Below are 16250 nucleotides of genomic sequence, written 5' to 3'. Positions count from 1 at the left end.
CGAAATACCGGGGAACACGGCGAGGGATCCGGCGAGAAGCAGGGGCGCGACCGTCGAGTGCGGGCAGGCCATCGCGCTTCGTCCCTCTACCGCCATCACCTGTTGCGGGTGATGCGCGCACACCCGGCGCCGGAGCAGTCTGTTGTCGATCGAAGTTCCACACCGCCCTGGTTCGGGTAGGAGTGGTCCGACCTCGGTACCTACGGATCGACCGAGATCCATGGCGCCTCGTCGAACCGGAAGACATCTGCGATGGCGACGGAATCCAGAGTCCTCGCGGTGAAGGAGCCTTCGCGGTTCTGCGTCCAGGCAGCCACTGCTGTCTTATCTCGACAACATCTGGACATCCGGCGAGGTTCACCGAACAGGGGTGAGGCGATGTCACAGTGACGTGGGCACTACCCGCGATCGCTGCGATGCTGCTCGCTTTCGCGGCGATCTCCGGGCGTATCTCGGGTACGCCGATCACCGCACCGATCATCTTCACCGCTGGTGGTCTCGTACTCGGAAGCACAGCGATGGGGCTGATCGAGGTGGAAACAACCGCCGAGACCGTCAAACTCCTTGCCGAGATCACGCTCGCGCTGGTGTTGTTCTCCGACGCCTCGCAAGTGGACCTGACCGTGCTCCGGGCCGCGATCTCCTTGCCGGCCCGGTTGCTCGGCATCGGTCTGCCATTGACGATCGTGGCCGGGTTCGGTGCGGCGCTCATCGTGCTGGGCGAGCTCACCTGGGCCGAAGCGCTGCTGCTTGCGGTCGTCCTCGCCCCCACCGACGCTGCCCTCGGGCAGGCCGTGGTCACGCTGCCGGTCCTACCCTGGCGAGTGCGGCAAGGGTTGAACGTCGAAAGCGGCCTCAACGACGGAATCTGCGTGCCCTTGTTCCTGATCGTGCTGGCACTCGCCCAGACCGAAGCGGGCGCCATCGGCCATGGCGCTGCCGCTCGGTTGGTCGGCGAACAAGTCGGGTACGGCATCGCGGCCGGTGTCGGTGCCGGGACAATCGCCGCCGCAATTCTGGTCGCTGCCGAGCGGCACCATACGATCGACCGGGCATGGACGCAGATCGTTCCCCTCGCCGCCTCCGCGCTCGCCTACACCGTCGCCGTACCGGTCGGCGGGTCGGGTTTCATCGCCGCCTTCGTCGGCGGCCTAGCCTTCGGGAGGATCTGTCGCCACAACCTGAACGGCGATGTACCGGCCGACCTACTCGACGACGCCGGTGACCTGTTCAATGCCGTGACCTTCATCGTGTTCGGTGCCGTGCTGCTCGGTCCGGCCCTCGGGCATCTGTCCTGGAGCGTGTTCGGGTACGCCGTGCTGAGCCTGACCGCGGTCCGGATACTCCCCGTCGGATTGTCGATGCTCGGCACACACGCCCGTATCCCAACCATCGCCTTCGTCGGCTGGTTCGGCCCCCGTGGGCTGGCCACCATCGTCTTCGTAATCCTGATCCTGGAAGAACACCAAGAACTACCCCACCAGAATCTGCTCCTCGCCACCGCCGTCGTCACGATCGGGCTCTCGGTCTTGACCCACGGCCTCACCGCCGCACCCTTGGCCCAGCGTTACGCGACCTGGGTACACCGCAACCCACCAGTCGACGACCATCCGGCACCAGACGCAACATACTGACCAACGTGCCCAACGCCGGGCGCTGTCGGTCTCGTTGCCGTCGCCCGAACCAGCCGGTTCCCCAAGGCAAGCGGCTTTCATGCTTCGCGTTGGCCGCGAGCTGTCGCAGCGGCGCGAGACCCTACGGCCGCCGCGTCACTAGCCGGTAGTCGCGTTGGGTGCCGAAGCTGGACGCCCCAACGCCTGAGCCTTCAGTTGCTCGAATTCCGCGTCATTGATGACACCGGAGTCGCGAAGTGCCTTGGCATCGGCGATGCTGTCGGCGGGAGACTTGCCGGCGACCTGCCGGATGTACTGATCGGTGGCCTGCTTCGCCTCGGCCTGCATCTGCTGGCCGCGCACCGCCATGCCCCGTCCGCGGACGATCAGGTACACCAGCGCCGTCAGGTACGGGAACACCACCAGGGCAATCACCCACACGGCTTTGGCGACGCCGGAGACGGTGTGATCGCGGAACAGATCCCCGAGAATCTGGAACAGCACGATCAGATACGCCACGAAGGCGAACACCAGGATCGTGTACCACACGTAATCCCAAAACGAATCCATGTTGTGAACCTCCTCGGGAGGATCTTTCCCGTGTCGTTGCCGGCCGTGGAGTCCGACCGCGGAGTAAATCGGACCGCCGGTCGGCCCCTCGATAGAAAAGCGAACTTTTGTTTTCTTTGCGAGTGCCCACTTCCGCATCCGCTTGGGCGACAGCTTGGGAGTCCGGCATGAAGTGAGCGCGATACGTCTTCGTGCCGGACTCGACGAGAAATCGAGCATATCGTATATGGGTAACGAGCCTATGTCGTGAGGCAGAGTTCGGCTGTAGAAGTGTCGAGTAAACACCGGCAACGAGCATTATCGCGGAGGGGTCGCCTGCTAAACTCGGCGCGTGAGTACCGCCGCGAGGCGGTCTGCGGTATCCGGGCCTCCTCTGCACCGGCTGTCGATACCAGCCGTCACGCCGTCAGCGGCGGTGCACGCGTGTGCGAATCCCGTGACAAATCGGCCGCTATCGGACCAACTCTTCGTGACCGTGCCGCTGGAGCCACACTCAGCTGGAGACGGAGGTGGACAATGACCACAGGCAATGGGGATCGGTCCAGTCCGACAGCGATGACCATTCCGAAGGAAGTCCTGGAAGGGGTTCCCCGAGGACTGGAAGACCGATACCGACGCGGTGGTCAAGTTCTTCCGGGAGCATCAATTCCCGAGCTTCCTTGAGTACGGCGAGTACCCCTGTGTGACCGCGGAAGAGACCAAGAACCACAGCGCGTGAAGGCGGCGTGCTCCGACAGGTCGACCAAATGCAGTAGCAACCACGAGGTCCGTTGATGCTCGAAATCGACGACATCCAGCATATCGTGCTGACTCGCGTCCCCGCGCTGACCGGACGCTACGAGTTCCTGTCGTTCGACAGTGGCGACGGTGGGCGAGCGTGGCTGTCGGCTATGGTCGACCGCGTCGCCTCGGCGGCTGACGCGCAGCGCCGCGTGAGCACCGACCGCCGATGGGTGACAATCGCGTTCACCTGGACCGGTCTGCGCGCACTCGGCGTGCCCGATCAGTCGTTGGCGACGTTTCCCGACGAGTTCCGGCAAGGCATGCCGGCACGGGCGGACATCCTCGGTGACATCGGGCTCGATCATCCCGACCACTGGGTCGGTGGATTGGCCCGCGACGGGCTGCACGCGATCGCCATACTGTTCGCCCGCGACGACGCCGAACGTATTCGCTGCATCCAAGCGCACGACCAACTGGTCGCTCGCTGCGCGGGAGTAACGGTGCTCTCGGCGCTGGACGTTGCGGCCGTTCCGCCCCTGGAGTACGCGCACGACCATTTCGGCTACCGCGACCGGTTGTCGCAGCCGGTGATAGAAGGCTCCGGTGAACAGCCGACGCCGGGCACGGGCGCCCCGATCAAAGCTGGGGAGTTCATCCTGGGATATCCCGACGAGGACGGCCCTCCGGCCGGACTGCCACAACCGGAGGTGTTGTCGCGCAACGGCAGCTACCTGGTCTACCGGCGCCTACAGGAACACGTTGGGCGGTTTCGCGATTTCCTGGCCGAGCACGCCGACACCGCTGAGGAGCGAGAGTTGCTGGCCGCGAAACTGATGGGTCGTTGGCGAAGCGGCGCTCCCTTGGTGCTCGCCCCCGAGGAGGACGATCCCGAGCTCGGTGCTGACATGCAGCGCAACAATGATTTCAACTACAAAGAGATGGACCCCTACGGCTATGCGGCGCCACTGGGTTCGCACATACGCAGGCTGAATCCCCGCGACACCGCGGTGAATATGCAACGCAGGCGCCTGATCCGCCGCGGCGCCACCTACGGACCGCACCTCCCGGAAGGCGTTGCCGAGGACGGCGCCGAGCGCGGAATCGCGGCCTTTGTGCTATGTGCGAGCCTGGTGCGTCAATTCGAGTTCGCCCAGAACGTGTGGATCAACGACAAAAGCTTCCACGAACTCGGCAACGAGCGCGACCCGATCATCGGCAATCAAGACGGAACCCTGGAATACAAAATCCCCAAACGCCCGATTCGCAAAACGATCAAGGGATTACCGGCGTTCACAACCCTCAGGGGTGGCGCGTACTTCTTCTTGCCCGGTCTCAGCGCCCTGCGTTACCTCTGCACTCTCACCGACAACGAGGTAGCGCCATGAGCACGATCGCCCGGGCACGCACCTACAACCAATCCCAGCTGCCACGCACCTACACTCCCGGCAGACGCCGATTGAGCATCTACTGGACTTGGAGCTACCCCTGGGAAGCCCAGCGCGACCCCGCCGCGCTGGACAACCGCTTCTCCACCATGACCGAAGTGCGCCAGGCCACCTGGCCGGCCTACGAGACACCCGAATACGACACCGCCCACTTCCTGCAAGGCATCGCGGGGACGCTGGAGCTGTTCCACCGCTCCACGCTCACCTTCCAGCAGGTCGCCGCAGAGGCCACCGGCCATCCTGTCGCAGTCTTCCAGCGCATTGATCAAGCGGGGTTCGAACTACCCATCGACGAACGAATCCTCGCCGACACCGACACCCTCATGGTCTTCGGCCTCGACCACGTACTCGGTCAGGCAGCAGCCTCCCCCGAGGAGATCGCAGCCATCGATGACTGGCTACGACGCGAAGACACCTGTCTGCTCCTGGCGCCACACCACGACGTCGGCTGCACCGACGACCTCCAGCAACGCCAAGTCGAATACGACCACCACGGCGACAAACTGACACCACGCCAACAACGCTTCAGCGCCTACACCCGCTCACTGATGAGAGCCTTCGACATTCCGGTGCACAACATGTACGGGCTCCGTCCCGCCGTCGTCCAAGACACGAAATCCATTGCGCCATTGACCACATTTCGCGACCTCGACGCCTTGCATCTGCTGGAGAATGTCACCACGTTCAACTTCCACCCCCACCTCCCGCACTATCACCTCACCGCACCCGCAAGCGAATCCGTGCGGCTGCTCGCCCGCCAGCCCATCGACCTCGACCGGCCCCACCCCTTCACCGCCGAGGGCAATACCGAATTCAACACCCTTATCTGGTTGCCGCCCACCGACCGGCGCGCCGGCGACATCGTCATAGTCGACTCGACCAACTTCACCACCCTGTTCGGAGGAACCGAAAGCCTCCTCAACTTCTGGCGCAATGTCGCACTCATGAAGTGACACCGCATCAAACACCCAGCCGAGGCAAACACCCGAATACCGCACGAAATGATGAGAGGCGATTCACCATGTCAGCAACCGAACAGCGCTCCGTCGGGCAGGCGGTCGCGGCCGGTACATCCATCGGCGCCGCCATCCTGCTGATGGCAGTCGGCATCCTATCGATCTTGGAAGGAATCTCCGCCATCAGTAAGGATGAGGTTTTAGATCGTGTCTCATGTCGCTCTGACTCCCGATCCGGTGTATCGGGATGTGTTGTGTTGCATGATGTCTCGTCGTGGTCGATGAGTTGTCCAGGCGGCTGGTTCCTGATGAGCTGTGGGAGTTGGCCGAGCCGCTGCTGCCGAAGTTCAGCCCTCGCACGCAGGGCGGCGGGACCGCGCCGGTCGACCAGCGAGCGGTGTTCACTGCGGTGGTGTACGTGCTGACCAGCGGTTGCGCGTGGCGGATGCTGCCTGCGTCGTTCGGGGTGACGGTGCCGACAGCTCATCGTCGATTCAGCGTGTGGACCAGGGCCGGTGTCTGGCGGCGGCTACACCGCGCCGTGCTCGATGAGCTGGGCAACCAAGGCTTGATCGACTGGTCGCGAGCGGTGATCGACGCGGCGTCGGTGCGAGCGAAAAAGGGGGCGACATGACCGGTCCGAGCCCGGTCGACCGCGGCAAGCCCGGCTCGAAGTTGCACGTGTTGTCCGATGCGGCGGGTATTCCGCTGGCCGTGGCGGTTTCAGGGGCCAACGTGCACGACTCGCAAGCGTTGAAACCCTTGGTGAAAGCGATCCCCGCGGTGAGGTCGCGCCGCGGCCCGCGGCGGCGCCGGCCGGACAAACTGCACGCCGACAAAGCCTACGACCAGCCCGAACTGCGGCGGTGGGTTCGCCACCGCGGCATGTCGGTGCGCATCGCCCGCAGAGGCATCGAGTCCACCGAACGACTTGGCCGTCACCGCTGGGTGATCGAGAGAACCATCTCGTGGCTGACCGGCTACCACCGGCTCAACCTGCGCTACGACCGCAAAGGAACCCACTTCCTGGGCTTCCTGACGCTTGCCGCCGCGCTGACCTGCTACAAGAAACTGGCCAAAGCGAAATCAGCGACATGAGACACGGTCTTAGTGGCCACGTCCGGATATACCTACCAGTTCAACACCACCACCTGGGGTTGGATCCATCTGATTCTCGGGATCCTGCTGGTGATCGCGGCGGCCGGACTCATGTCCGGAGCCATGTGGGCGAGAGTGATCGCTGTGTTCCTCGCAGCGCTGTCCATCCTCGCGAACTTCCTGTGGCTGCCCTACTACCCATGGTGGTCGATCGTGGTAATCGCCTTGAACGTCGTCGTGATCTGGGCCGTGACGACGTGGCATCCCCGCCGCGTCTGAACTCCCAGCCCTCGGCCCCGACATGGAGGGCCGAGGGCTCGCCGAACCCCGCACTTGGAGGGCGAGGACGAGCAGCGTCGGTGTGGGCGTCCGGTCGCCAGTTATGCGCCGACCGGCCTCGGCCGTGTCCCCGCATCGTTGTTCATCTCGGACTCGTCCCGCCAAGCGCGGGCCGGTCGGATCAAGAGTTCCAGCGCGAGCAGCGCAAGCAGCGCACCGAGGGCGATCCACACCACCACCAGTCCGGTGGGGTAGCGCCAGAACATCAGTAGGAGCGCGGCGATACCGATGATCACCCAGCGCAGCGCGGCGCGGGCACGGAAAGCCCCGGCTTCTACCGGGTTCGGTGGACGCGATCGCCGCACGTGCTGCACCGCGTCCATGCCGTGTTCGAACCCACGGCGCACCGCGATGGCCGAGGTAGAGCTGCCGGTCAGGTAAGCCCCCAGCGCGATCGCCAGGCCGAGCACGGCGACCCCGCGCAACGCGGTTCGCAGCGGCACCAGCACCGTGTCGATGATGGCCGTGGCAGCGTCCGGTGACAGCACGTCAGGTGGAATCTTGTCCAGATACAGTGCCCGGGCGACGATCAGCGCGATGGCCAGGATGAGCATGCCCACCGCGATGGCGAGTCCGACGAAGGCCAGGGCGCGGCGTCGACGCCCCGGTGGTGCCGCGGCGATCGCGGCTACCGCGGCCGCGATCGTCACCCACGGCAACACTGCCGAAGCTTTGTCGAGTCTGTCGACCGCCTGTTGCGCCCGCACGAGTTCCGGGGATCGGAATAGAACGAATTGTTTGTCGACCGCGGGGATTTTCTCGGCGAAGGTGAAGCCGCGATCGAGCAGCCGGGCTTTGACGTTCTCGATCACCGTGCGCAGGGAGAGGGTTACGGTGCCGTTCTCGTCGACGGTCACCGACTCTGGGCCGACGTGCCCGGTCGCCGCGGCCACCAAGGCGGTGTGGGCCGCGCGGTTGGCTTGCAGCCACAGGTCCTCGAATTGGTCGCTGCGCACGAATGACTGCACGGTGTCGTTGACGAAGCCGCGGGCCTGCTGGGTGATCACCGGCGCCAACCCTTCGACCGCGCGATCCACCCGCGGCCGGTTCGCGGTCGCGGGGACGGCGTCGGTGAGGGCGGCCAGCGCGTCCGCGGTGAGGCCCTGGATGTCGACGCGGGCGAAGATCTCGTCGGTGATCGTGGTGGAAACCTCGGTCTGCAGTGTCGGATTCGAGCCCAGCGGCGCCACCGTGCTCAAGTACCGGTCGGTGTCGAGAACCTCACCGCGCACGTACCGCGACACCACCGTGGTGATCGCCAAAACGGCGACCAGCACCGTCAAGATCGCCACCGTGGTCCACCGCCACGCATGCCGGGTTGGTCGGCGTACCGGCGGCGCCGCGGCGGGGCCCTCAGCCCGCAGTGCGGCCACTTCTGCCCGCAGCCGTTCGAGTTCGGCGCGTTCGTCGGCGCTCAACTTGCCGCCGGGCGTGTCCTCGGGAGTCATCGGTACCCCTCACTTCGCGAACGAGTACGGGCAGTGGTCCGGCATCCACTGAAACGACGGTGCCGGTTGTCCACCGTGCCCGAGCAATTACTCTTCGTCGGCCACGAGCACTGCGGCAACCGCTATCGTGCGGTCGGGGTTGGCGGCGCCGCCCCGGTCTCGGCGGTGCCGCCCGCCGAGGGCGCGGTGGGCTCGAGATTCGAGGTCGAGACGGACCAGATCGCCGAGACGGCGAGGGCGATGATCTGGGTCGGCCATAGGGGTGGATACAGCGGGAAAGGACCTGCGACCTCACCGCCAGGGCGGTCCCTTTCCATGAGAACTCTGCATAGAAGCAGCATGTGCCGATCAACGCCGGATCTATTAGGGTCAGGGCTTTCGAGATCCGGCCGGAATCAGCGACCTAGTGACTGTCAGGGCGTACGCTAGGACTCAGATTAGCACCACTGACGCCGATGATTTATCGAATCGACGGCACTAGATCTCGCAGTGAACTGGAAGCAGCTTCTGTGAGAGTCGCTGACACGACTCTTATTCGTTACAGAAAGAAGGCTACAGTGACCGAAACCGATATCGACGCACTGGGTCCCGTCGACTATCTCGTGATCGAATTCCCAGCAGATAGGCCTCCGAACGGTTCGGCGCTACCGTTGCTGCGCGACCTCGTCGAGCGCGGCATTATCCGAGTGCTGGACCTGGCATTCGTCCGCAAGGATGTCGACGGCTCCCTCTCCGGAATCGACATAGCAGACGTCGGTCTCGAAGGGGATATCGACATCACCCTCTTCGCGGAGGCGGGATCGGGCCTGCTCGACGAAGCCGACCGCAAGGAGGCGGGCAGGGCTCTCGAGCCGGGATGTTCGGCCGCGATCCTGGTCTACGAGAACAGGTGGGCGGCGCCCTTCGCGTCCGCGCTGCGCCGCAACGGCGCAGAACTCGTGGCCACCGGACGCATCCCAGTGCAGAGCATCCTGTCGTCGCTCGGCGCTATCGAAACGGAAACCCATTAGCAGCAACGCAAGTTCGTGTCGTCAGCTCGACCGATCAAGGAGGGCGTCATGCCCGGTTTGCTTCGCGGCGTAGCCCGCACCGCCATGGTCGCCGGAACTGCGACCGCTGTCTCCAACCGCGTCTCCCGACGGCAGGGAGAGCGGTGGGCCACGCAGGATGCGCAGTACGCTCCTGACGTGCAGTATGCGGCACCGCAACCCGCGCCCGCACCGCAATCGAGCGGCGGTGCGGGGATGGACCGGATCACCGCACTGAAGGAACTCGCCCAGCTCAAAGCCCAAGGTGTGCTCACCGACACCGAGTTCGAAGCCGAGAAGGCCAGAATTCTCCGATCCTGAAGTTACGTCGTTTCCACGCCACTGCTCGACGGCAACGGAATTTCTTCTCGGTCAGGGTGGGGCCGATGCGGTGCGGAGTGCGTCGCGAGATCACAGTTCGAACTCCGAACGGTGTTGGTTCGACGTCAGTGCACCGGAATCGGCGGGTCGGACGGTCGGAAGTTTGTTCAGTCGGAGGTCGCCATGGCAACTGCTGTGTCGATGCATTCGTATCCGCGGTGCGGTAACGGGATCGAGCAATTCACCGTCGGCGTCGAGGAAGAGTTCGTTCTGGTCGATCCTGCCACTGGTCGGCCCTCGTTGACCAGCACCGCTGTCGCAGCCGCAGCTTCGGGCATCGACGTGCAATTGGAGCTCTCCAAGTGCCAGCTCGAGACCTCCACCCCGGTGTGCACGACTATTCCGGCGTTGCGGGACGAGTTGGGCAGGGCGCGGCTTCTGGCTGCGCAGGCGGCGGCGCGGTCCGAATCCCGGCTGCTCGCCCTGGGTGTCCCCCTGTGGCTTCCGCCGACCGGATCCCTGACCGAGACACCACGGTATCGGCGGATGGCGGAGTGGTTCGGAGAACTCACCGAACAGGTGATCTGTGGTTGCCACGTTCACGTCTGCGTACCCGACCGGGAAGTCGCGGTTCAGGTCAGCAACCATCTGCGGCCGTGGCTGCCGACGCTACTGGCGTTGACCGCGAACTCCCCCATCACCGGCGGCTCCGACACGGGATACGCCAGTTGGCGTCACCTTCAATGGTCGCGGTGGCCCAGCGCGGGGCCACCGCCGTATTTCCGGTCGGCCGACCATTATGACGGCGCAGTCGAGATGCTTCGAGAGAGTGGAAGCATCCTCGACACCGCGATGATCTACTGGGACGTGCGATTGTCCGCGCACTTGCCCACGATCGAGATCCGAATCAGCGACGTTCCGGCCACTGTCGCCGAAACCGTACTCTTGGCGACGCTGGTCCGGGCCCTGGTCGTCACGGCCGTGGCCGCAGTGGACAGCGGTCGGCTCGCCGATCCGATCGACCAGGGACAGCTGCGGTCGGCGTGCTGGCGGGCAGCACGCGACGGCCTCGCGGGTTCGGGATTCGACATAGCGACACGGCGCCTGGTACCGGTCGTCCGGCAGTTGAACCGTCTGCTCTCCTACACCCGAGCGTGTCTCGAGGAATCCGGCGACTACGCACACACCCGCGATGCGATGGCTGGGGTCCTCGCCGGTGGCAATGGCGCGATGCGGCAGCGCCGCGCTCTACGCGTCGGCGGCCTCATGGGGGTCATCGATACGGCAACGCACTCGACAACCGAGGGATGCCGAATCACCGCGAGCGGCGAGCCGACGCTCGAACGGTGACGGCAAATGTGGAGCAACTAGGTCAGCCGTCTCCGCCGATACCGGCGAGCGTGGTTCTCAGGCGGTCGTTATCCGCTGCGGTCCAGCCCTCGGGCGAGAGTATCGCGCTCCATGCGTCCGCGATGTCGACGATATAGGTGTGTCCGTGCCCGTCGGGAACGCCGGTCGACACCGCCATATCGGCCGCGACCTGCAGAAACGTCACAAAGGGATACCACTGCGTGTTGTCGAGCACATCCTCGCCCCGTTCCTCTCGAAGCCAATCCGGCTTGCGCAGTACAAGTTCCGGAGTCCACCAGACGATCGGATCGGAGGCGTGCTGCAAGTAGACCATCCGTGGCCGATCCCATGGGGTATCAGGGCGTGCGAGGTCCGCGGGCGCTTGCGCACCGAAACGCACGGTCTGGCCCTGCTCGTAAACCGGCAGCCTTTCGGGGGAGCCCGGATCCCGGTTCGTCGTGACGTCGGTCCATATCCGGTTGGCATTTGGCGGGCCGGTGAACAGCACACCATCGGTCCGCAGCTCGACATCGTCGACATCGCCGAAGGCGCTCTCGCCCCCGAAAGAGCCGAGGCTCTCCCCCGTCACGACGAGCTTCGGACGCGACTCCGGCGGCAGCTTCTTCCACTTGTCGTACACCGCCTCGAACTGCGCCTCACCGGCCTGTCCGGCCCGCTCTTTGTCCACCAGGAACGACAGCCAACTCGGCAGATAGGAATACTGCAGCCCCACGATGGCGGTGTCGCCGTTGTACATGTATTCCAGCGAGGACGCGAGACTTTCGTTGATCCACCCGGTACCGGTGGTCACCGCCACGGCGACCACGGCGCGCTCGAAGCCGCCGGCACGTTCGAGTTCGTCAGCCGCCAACTGGGCATTCTCCCGGATCGAGTCACCACCGCTGGCGAGCCCCGCGTAGGCGCGGATCGGTTCCGTCGCGCGCCGTCCGCCGTGGAACGCGGATAGTTCTTCGACGGTCGGGCCGCGCGAGACGAACGCACGCCCTTGACGCCCGAGCGAATCCCAGCTGACCAGCGAGCCCGGACCGCCCGACCGCAGCGACGAGGCCGGCGGGTCGTCACCGGCCTTGGTCTCTTGGTTCAGTGCTGCGAAGGAATCGTTGAGCCCGGACATGATCACGCGCACCGCCGCCCCGTTGATGAGCGCCACCAGCAGGGCTACCGCCAGAATTCCGATCACCGTCGCCGAGATCCGCCGCGGTATCACCCGGCTGACCTTGTGTTCGACCCACCGCACCGCGTGGAGGAGCAGGCGCCCGAGCGCCACCAACCCGACGTAGAACACGACCGCCAGCACCACCATGAGGACGTAACCCCACCATGGGAAGGGAGCGGCGTTCATGAGTTCTCGCAGCCGCGACTGCCAGTCCCCGAACCACACGAGTAGCACCACGGTTCCGGCCAACGCGATCACCACGGCCGTCCGCCGCACGACAGTTTTCACCCGTGCCGGCAACTCCCGCTGCACCAGGTAGCGGACCAACTTCGAGCCGAGGAACCCGATGCCATAGCCGATTGCTGCCGATACGCCAGTGACCAACCCCTGAAAGAACGGGCCGCGCGGCAGAAGTGTGGGCGTCAACGACAGCCACGCGAACAGCACCGCGACAACCCATCCACCGAACGCATATCGGTCCGGCAGCCAGCGATGATGGCCGCGCGAGCGGACTGAACCGGATTCACGGTCGGCTGCACCGTCGATCACATCGGTCGGCACGCTGACAAGCTTAGCGGCAGAATCAGAATTGCTGACCTATTGCAGGCAAAGTGAATTCTGCCCATCGGCTCGCTCGCGCGATGGGGTAGATCTCACCGCGCCGGGCACTCGACCGGATATTTGGCGTCGCCGGCGAACGTGAGGAGACACTCTGACGCGCACCAGGCGGCGCTTCGTGCTCCCACCGCTACCGTCCCGACCCTCGCGACTCGCAACGCGCGAGCGACCGCATCGGCGCAGACGGTACGGCGCGGCGGCGCTTGTGCACGGAGTGACTCCCTCACCCGGCCCCACGGCTCCCCGCAGCCGCAGTTGCCTGCCGAGGTAGCAACGCTGCGGCGAGGAATCCGGCGGCTCCGATGACAGCCAGAACGATCATCGAGGCGGCGTAGGCGTGGGCGGAGAGCCCGGCGACGAGGATGGTGCCTGCGATGGCTGTGCCGAGCGAGGAGCCGAGATTGGACACGCTGCGCGACAGCCCGGAGATTTCGCCCTGCTGGTCCTCGCCGAAGCTGGACTGAACGACGTTGACCGCCGGGGTCAGCATGACGCCGAGCCCCAAACCGATCAGCAGCAATCCGGGCGCGAACGCCCAGGGATTCACGAAGCGGCCGGCCAGCCCGAGCAGCACGCCGATGCCGGCGATGGTTACCAGAAAGCCCGCCATGATGAGGGTGCGCTGGGCCCGCCGCCGCGCCAGCCGGGCGGCGGCGAGTGATGACGCCAGCAGTCCCAGGGTGGCCGCGGTGAAGATCACGCCGGTCTCGATCGCGTTGTATCCCCGCACAACCTGCAGATACGCCGCCACCACGAACGACGTTCCCATCAGCAGCAGCCACTGAATGTGCTCGGTGACCAGGCCCAGGTTGGAGGTGCGGTTGTGGAACAGGCTGGTCGAGATGAGCGGCTCGCGGCCGGATCGCTCCCGGGCACGAATGTAGAGGTAGAAGCACAGCAGAACCACCGCGCCGAGTAGGAGCAGGGCGAGCATGAGCCAGCCGTTGTCGTCGGCGGCCAGAATGCCTGTCACGAGCAGGATCAGTCCGGCCGCCGAGAGAATCGCGCCACCCACGTCGAAGGTCCGAGTCGGGTCCGGCGGCAACGGGTCGACGATGCGCCGCCCGAGCAGCACGATGACCGCGACCACCAGTGCTTGGAACACGAATGCCGCTCGCCAGCCGAGCGTCGAGGTGATGATTCCGCCGAGCAGCGGGCCCGCCGCGGCGCCGATGCCACCCAGCGCCATGATGGCGCCGAATGCCTTTGCCCGCGAGGTTGTTTCGGTGAACAAGAGGGTTGTGAGAATGTAGACGGGCGGAATCAGCATCGCGGTGCCGATACCCTCGAGGATCGAGTTGCCCAGGATCAGCACACCCAGGCCGGGCGCGAGGGCGCTCAATACGGCGCCGACACCATAGATCATCAGACCCAGCTCGAAACACCGTTTGCGGCCGTAGCGATCGGTGAGCTTGCCGCCGGGAATCATCAGCGCGGCCATGACCAGTAGGAAGATCGTTATGACGATCTGCACGCCCTGCGGGGTGGTGTTCAGGTCGGCGCTGATGTCGTTGATCATCACGTTCATGTTCGAACCGGCGAAGCTACAGATGAACTGCGCGAGCGCCAGCGGGACGAGCGCACCGCGGGGTGGGCTGGACACACCGGTACCGGCCATCCGGCTGTCGACCTATCCTGGCGTCGCCGTCGCCGTCGCCGTCGCCGTCGGCTGGGCCTCGGCCCGGTCGAGTTGCTCGTCGAGGGCCATGGCGGCCGCGACCAGGGCCAGGTGGGTGAATGCCTGAGGAAAGTTGCCCAGTTGCTCACCGGAGGGGCCGATCTCCTCGGCGAAGAGCCCGACGTGATTGGCGTAGGTGAGCATCTTGTCGAAGGCGTAGCGGGCTTGGGTCACCCGGCCCGCACGGGCGAGCGCCTCGACATACAGGAAGCTGCACAGGTTGAAGGTGCCTTCGACGCCGCGCAGACCGTCCGGGGATGCCTCGGGATCGTAGCGGTAGACCAGACTGTCCCTGACCAGCTCGTCGTCCATGGCATCAAGGGTGCTCAGCCACGCCGGATCCCGCGGCGACAGAAATCCCATGCGCGGCATCAGCAGCAGTGACGCATCGAGCACATCAGTGGCGTAGTGCTGCACGAAAGCCTGCCGCTTGGCACTCCAGCCGCGTTCGACGATCTGGGCGAACACCGCGTCCCGCGCCTGAGTCCAGCAGGCCACATCAGCGGGCCGCGAGTACTCGGTAGCCAATCGAATTCCGCGATCGAACGCCACCCATGTCATCAGTCGGCTATAGGTGAATTCCTGCTGGCCGCCGCGCGTTTCCCAGATCCCCTCATCGGGCCGGTCCCAGTGTTCGGCGAGCCAGTCGGTGAGGTTCGCGAAGGCCCGCCACCCCCGGATGCCACCGATGTCCGAGGATTGGGCCAGGGCGTCGGCGGCCTCACCATAGATATCGAGTTGGATCTGCTCGGCCGCCGCGTTCCCGACCCGCACTGGTGCGGAACCGCGATAGCCCTCCAGATGGTCGAGTACTTCCTCGTCCAAATGGGGATCACCATCGATCCGGTACATGATCTGCAGCGGCTCACCTGACGCGGTGTCGCTGGCCTCGAGGCGGTCACGCAGCCAGCGCCGGAAAGCCAATGCCTCGTCGGTGAAGCCGAGATCGATCAAGGCCCGGACCGACAACGAAGCATCCCGGATCCAGGTGTAGCGGTAGTCCCAGTTGCGCTCACCGCCGATTTGTTCCGGCAGCCCCATCGTGGCAGCGGCGATCGGCGCTCCGCTGGGTGCATAGGTGAGCAGTTTCAGCGTAATCGCCGAACGGTTGACCATGTCCCGCCACCGGCCTCGGTAGGTGGACGAACGCAGCCAGGACTGCCAGAAACCCCGACACTGTTCGAAGGCGGTGGTGATATCCTCCCGCGACGGATGCGACGGCGCCGGGCCGTCGCTCGCCATGCTGGTCAACGCGATTACGGCGGTCTCCCCTTCGGAGAGCGTGAAGCGGGCCGTGATGTCTCCGTCCTCGGCATGCAGCAACACCGGGTCGGTGGTCTGCAGATGCAGATCCGTGCCGGGGCCGTGGAAGACCGCAGCTCGGTCGCCGAGCCGTTCCAGAGTGTGCGTGGCGCGTCCGTAGTCGAATCGTGGGCGGCAATCGAGCGTGAGCGGCAGACTCCCCCGGACCACCCGGGCCACGCGCACCAGTCGATGCCGGTCGGTGGGCGCGGAATCGCGGATCGGCTCCATGAAGTCGGCGACTTCCCCGACCCCTTCGGGCGCCATGAACCGAGTGACGAGGATGGCTGTATCCGGCATATACAGCTGGCGGACAGCCATATCTTCCGTCGTGACATCGGCGGCCAGGCGACAATGCCCGCCCCGCTCGCTATCCAACAGCGACGCGAAGAGGCTGGGTGAATCGAACCGCGGTGTGCACCACCAGTCGATCGTGCCCGCAGACGAGACCAATGCCGTAGTCTGCAGATCGCCGACGATGCCGTGCTCGGCGATCGATGGGTAGGCGTTCACAAGTTGCTCCTTCATACCGGGAATCGGGCATGACCGGATGGCCGAACTGGCCCTTCCAAGCGCCTGCACCT

12 protein-coding genes and 2 pseudogenes are annotated in these 16250 nt (G+C 65.2%); 9 read left to right on the top strand and 5 right to left on the bottom strand.

All coding sequences use genetic code 11. The features are described 5' to 3' along the window. Positions 1-386: 386 nt before the first annotated feature. Positions 387-1634, top strand: coding sequence for a cation:proton antiporter (locus tag LTT66_RS31490; protein ID WP_233062164.1), 1248 nt, complete (start codon positions 387-389; stop codon positions 1632-1634). Positions 1635-1772: 138 nt separating this feature from the next. Here the strand turns inward: LTT66_RS31490 and LTT66_RS31485 are convergent, their stop codons facing one another. Further along, on the bottom strand, positions 1773-2183 hold the full coding sequence (locus LTT66_RS31485; RefSeq protein ID WP_233069459.1) for an SHOCT domain-containing protein: 411 nt from the start codon (positions 2181-2183) through the stop codon (positions 1773-1775). A 580-nt stretch (positions 2184-2763) separates the two neighbouring features. On the opposite strand from LTT66_RS31485, the pseudogene LTT66_RS31480 reads away from it, so the two are divergent. The 5 genes and pseudogenes from LTT66_RS31480 to LTT66_RS31460 all read left to right on the top strand — a co-directional run. Further along, positions 2764-2957: pseudogene (locus LTT66_RS31480) on the top strand (hypothetical protein); the annotation flags it as partial. Next, positions 2957-4291, top strand: a complete 1335-nt coding sequence (locus tag LTT66_RS31475; protein WP_233062163.1) for a Dyp-type peroxidase — start codon at positions 2957-2959, stop codon at positions 4289-4291. The pseudogene LTT66_RS31480 and the gene LTT66_RS31475, both read left to right, overlap by 1 nt. After that, on the top strand, positions 4288-5304 hold the full coding sequence (locus LTT66_RS31470) for a hypothetical protein (RefSeq protein WP_233062162.1): 1017 nt from the start codon (positions 4288-4290) through the stop codon (positions 5302-5304). The genes LTT66_RS31475 and LTT66_RS31470 overlap by 4 nt, the downstream gene beginning before the upstream one ends. Positions 5305-5593: 289 nt before the next feature. After that, a protein-coding gene (locus LTT66_RS31465) for an IS5 family transposase (RefSeq protein WP_408638841.1) occupies positions 5594-6405 on the top strand; the annotation gives its coding sequence in 2 pieces (ribosomal slippage) (positions 5594-5930 and positions 5930-6405; 813 coding nt in all). After that, positions 6406-6684: pseudogene (locus tag LTT66_RS31460) on the top strand (DUF7144 family membrane protein); the annotation flags it as partial. A 101-nt stretch (positions 6685-6785) separates the two neighbouring features. Here LTT66_RS31460 and LTT66_RS31455 read toward each other — a convergent pair. Then, positions 6786-8192, bottom strand: coding sequence for a hypothetical protein (locus tag LTT66_RS31455; protein WP_233062161.1), 1407 nt, complete (start codon positions 8190-8192; stop codon positions 6786-6788). 557 nt (positions 8193-8749) lie between these two features. On the opposite strand from LTT66_RS31455, the gene LTT66_RS31450 reads away from it, so the two are divergent. The 3 genes from LTT66_RS31450 (at position 8750) to LTT66_RS31440 (ending at position 10891) form a co-directional block, all read left to right on the top strand. Next, complete coding sequence (locus LTT66_RS31450) at positions 8750-9202, top strand: DUF6325 family protein (RefSeq protein ID WP_233069458.1); 453 nt, start codon at positions 8750-8752, stop codon at positions 9200-9202. Positions 9203-9250: 48 nt separating this feature from the next. Next, the gene (locus tag LTT66_RS31445; RefSeq protein ID WP_233062160.1) at positions 9251-9541 is read left to right on the top strand and encodes an SHOCT domain-containing protein; all 291 of its coding nucleotides are present in this window, start codon (positions 9251-9253) and stop codon (positions 9539-9541) included. A 183-nt stretch (positions 9542-9724) separates the two neighbouring features. Then, positions 9725-10891 (top strand): glutamate--cysteine ligase, encoded by a 1167-nt coding sequence (locus LTT66_RS31440; RefSeq protein ID WP_233062159.1) that lies wholly within the window; start codon positions 9725-9727, stop codon positions 10889-10891. Between the two features lie 22 nt (positions 10892-10913). Here the strand turns inward: LTT66_RS31440 and LTT66_RS31435 are convergent, their stop codons facing one another. The 3 genes from LTT66_RS31435 to LTT66_RS31425 all read right to left on the bottom strand — a co-directional run bounded on the left by LTT66_RS31435 (position 10914) and on the right by LTT66_RS31425 (position 16179). Continuing rightward, entirely contained in the window at positions 10914-12629 is a 1716-nt protein-coding gene (locus LTT66_RS31435) for an alpha/beta hydrolase (protein ID WP_233062158.1), read from the bottom strand. Positions 12630-12909: 280 nt separating this feature from the next. Then, positions 12910-14289, bottom strand: coding sequence for an MFS transporter (locus tag LTT66_RS31430; RefSeq protein WP_233062157.1), 1380 nt, complete (start codon positions 14287-14289; stop codon positions 12910-12912). A 27-nt stretch (positions 14290-14316) separates the two neighbouring features. Further along, complete coding sequence (locus LTT66_RS31425; RefSeq protein ID WP_233062156.1) at positions 14317-16179, bottom strand: glycoside hydrolase family 15 protein; 1863 nt, start codon at positions 16177-16179, stop codon at positions 14317-14319. Positions 16180-16250 lie beyond the last annotated feature (71 nt).

Source organism: Nocardia gipuzkoensis (assembly GCF_021183645.1).
Taxonomy (GTDB): Bacteria; Actinomycetota; Actinomycetes; order Mycobacteriales; family Mycobacteriaceae; genus Nocardia; species Nocardia abscessus.
Note: the sequence above shows the minus strand (reverse complement) of the source record. Positions and strands in the feature narration are given on the sequence as shown.

Excerpts from the sequence above, each read along its gene's own strand:
- LTT66_RS31485 (WP_233069459.1), bottom strand. The coding sequence starts at position 2,183 with ATGGATTCGTTTTGGGATTACGTGTGGTACACGATCCTGGTGTTCGCC.
- LTT66_RS31475 (WP_233062163.1), top strand. The coding sequence starts at position 2,957 with ATGCTCGAAATCGACGACATCCAGCATATCGTGCTGACTCGCGTCCCC.
- LTT66_RS31470 (WP_233062162.1), top strand. The coding sequence starts at position 4,288 with ATGAGCACGATCGCCCGGGCACGCACCTACAACCAATCCCAGCTGCCA.
- LTT66_RS31455 (WP_233062161.1), bottom strand. The coding sequence starts at position 8,192 with ATGACTCCCGAGGACACGCCCGGCGGCAAGTTGAGCGCCGACGAACGC.
- LTT66_RS31445 (WP_233062160.1), top strand. The coding sequence starts at position 9,251 with ATGCCCGGTTTGCTTCGCGGCGTAGCCCGCACCGCCATGGTCGCCGGA.
- LTT66_RS31440 (WP_233062159.1), top strand. The coding sequence starts at position 9,725 with ATGGCAACTGCTGTGTCGATGCATTCGTATCCGCGGTGCGGTAACGGG.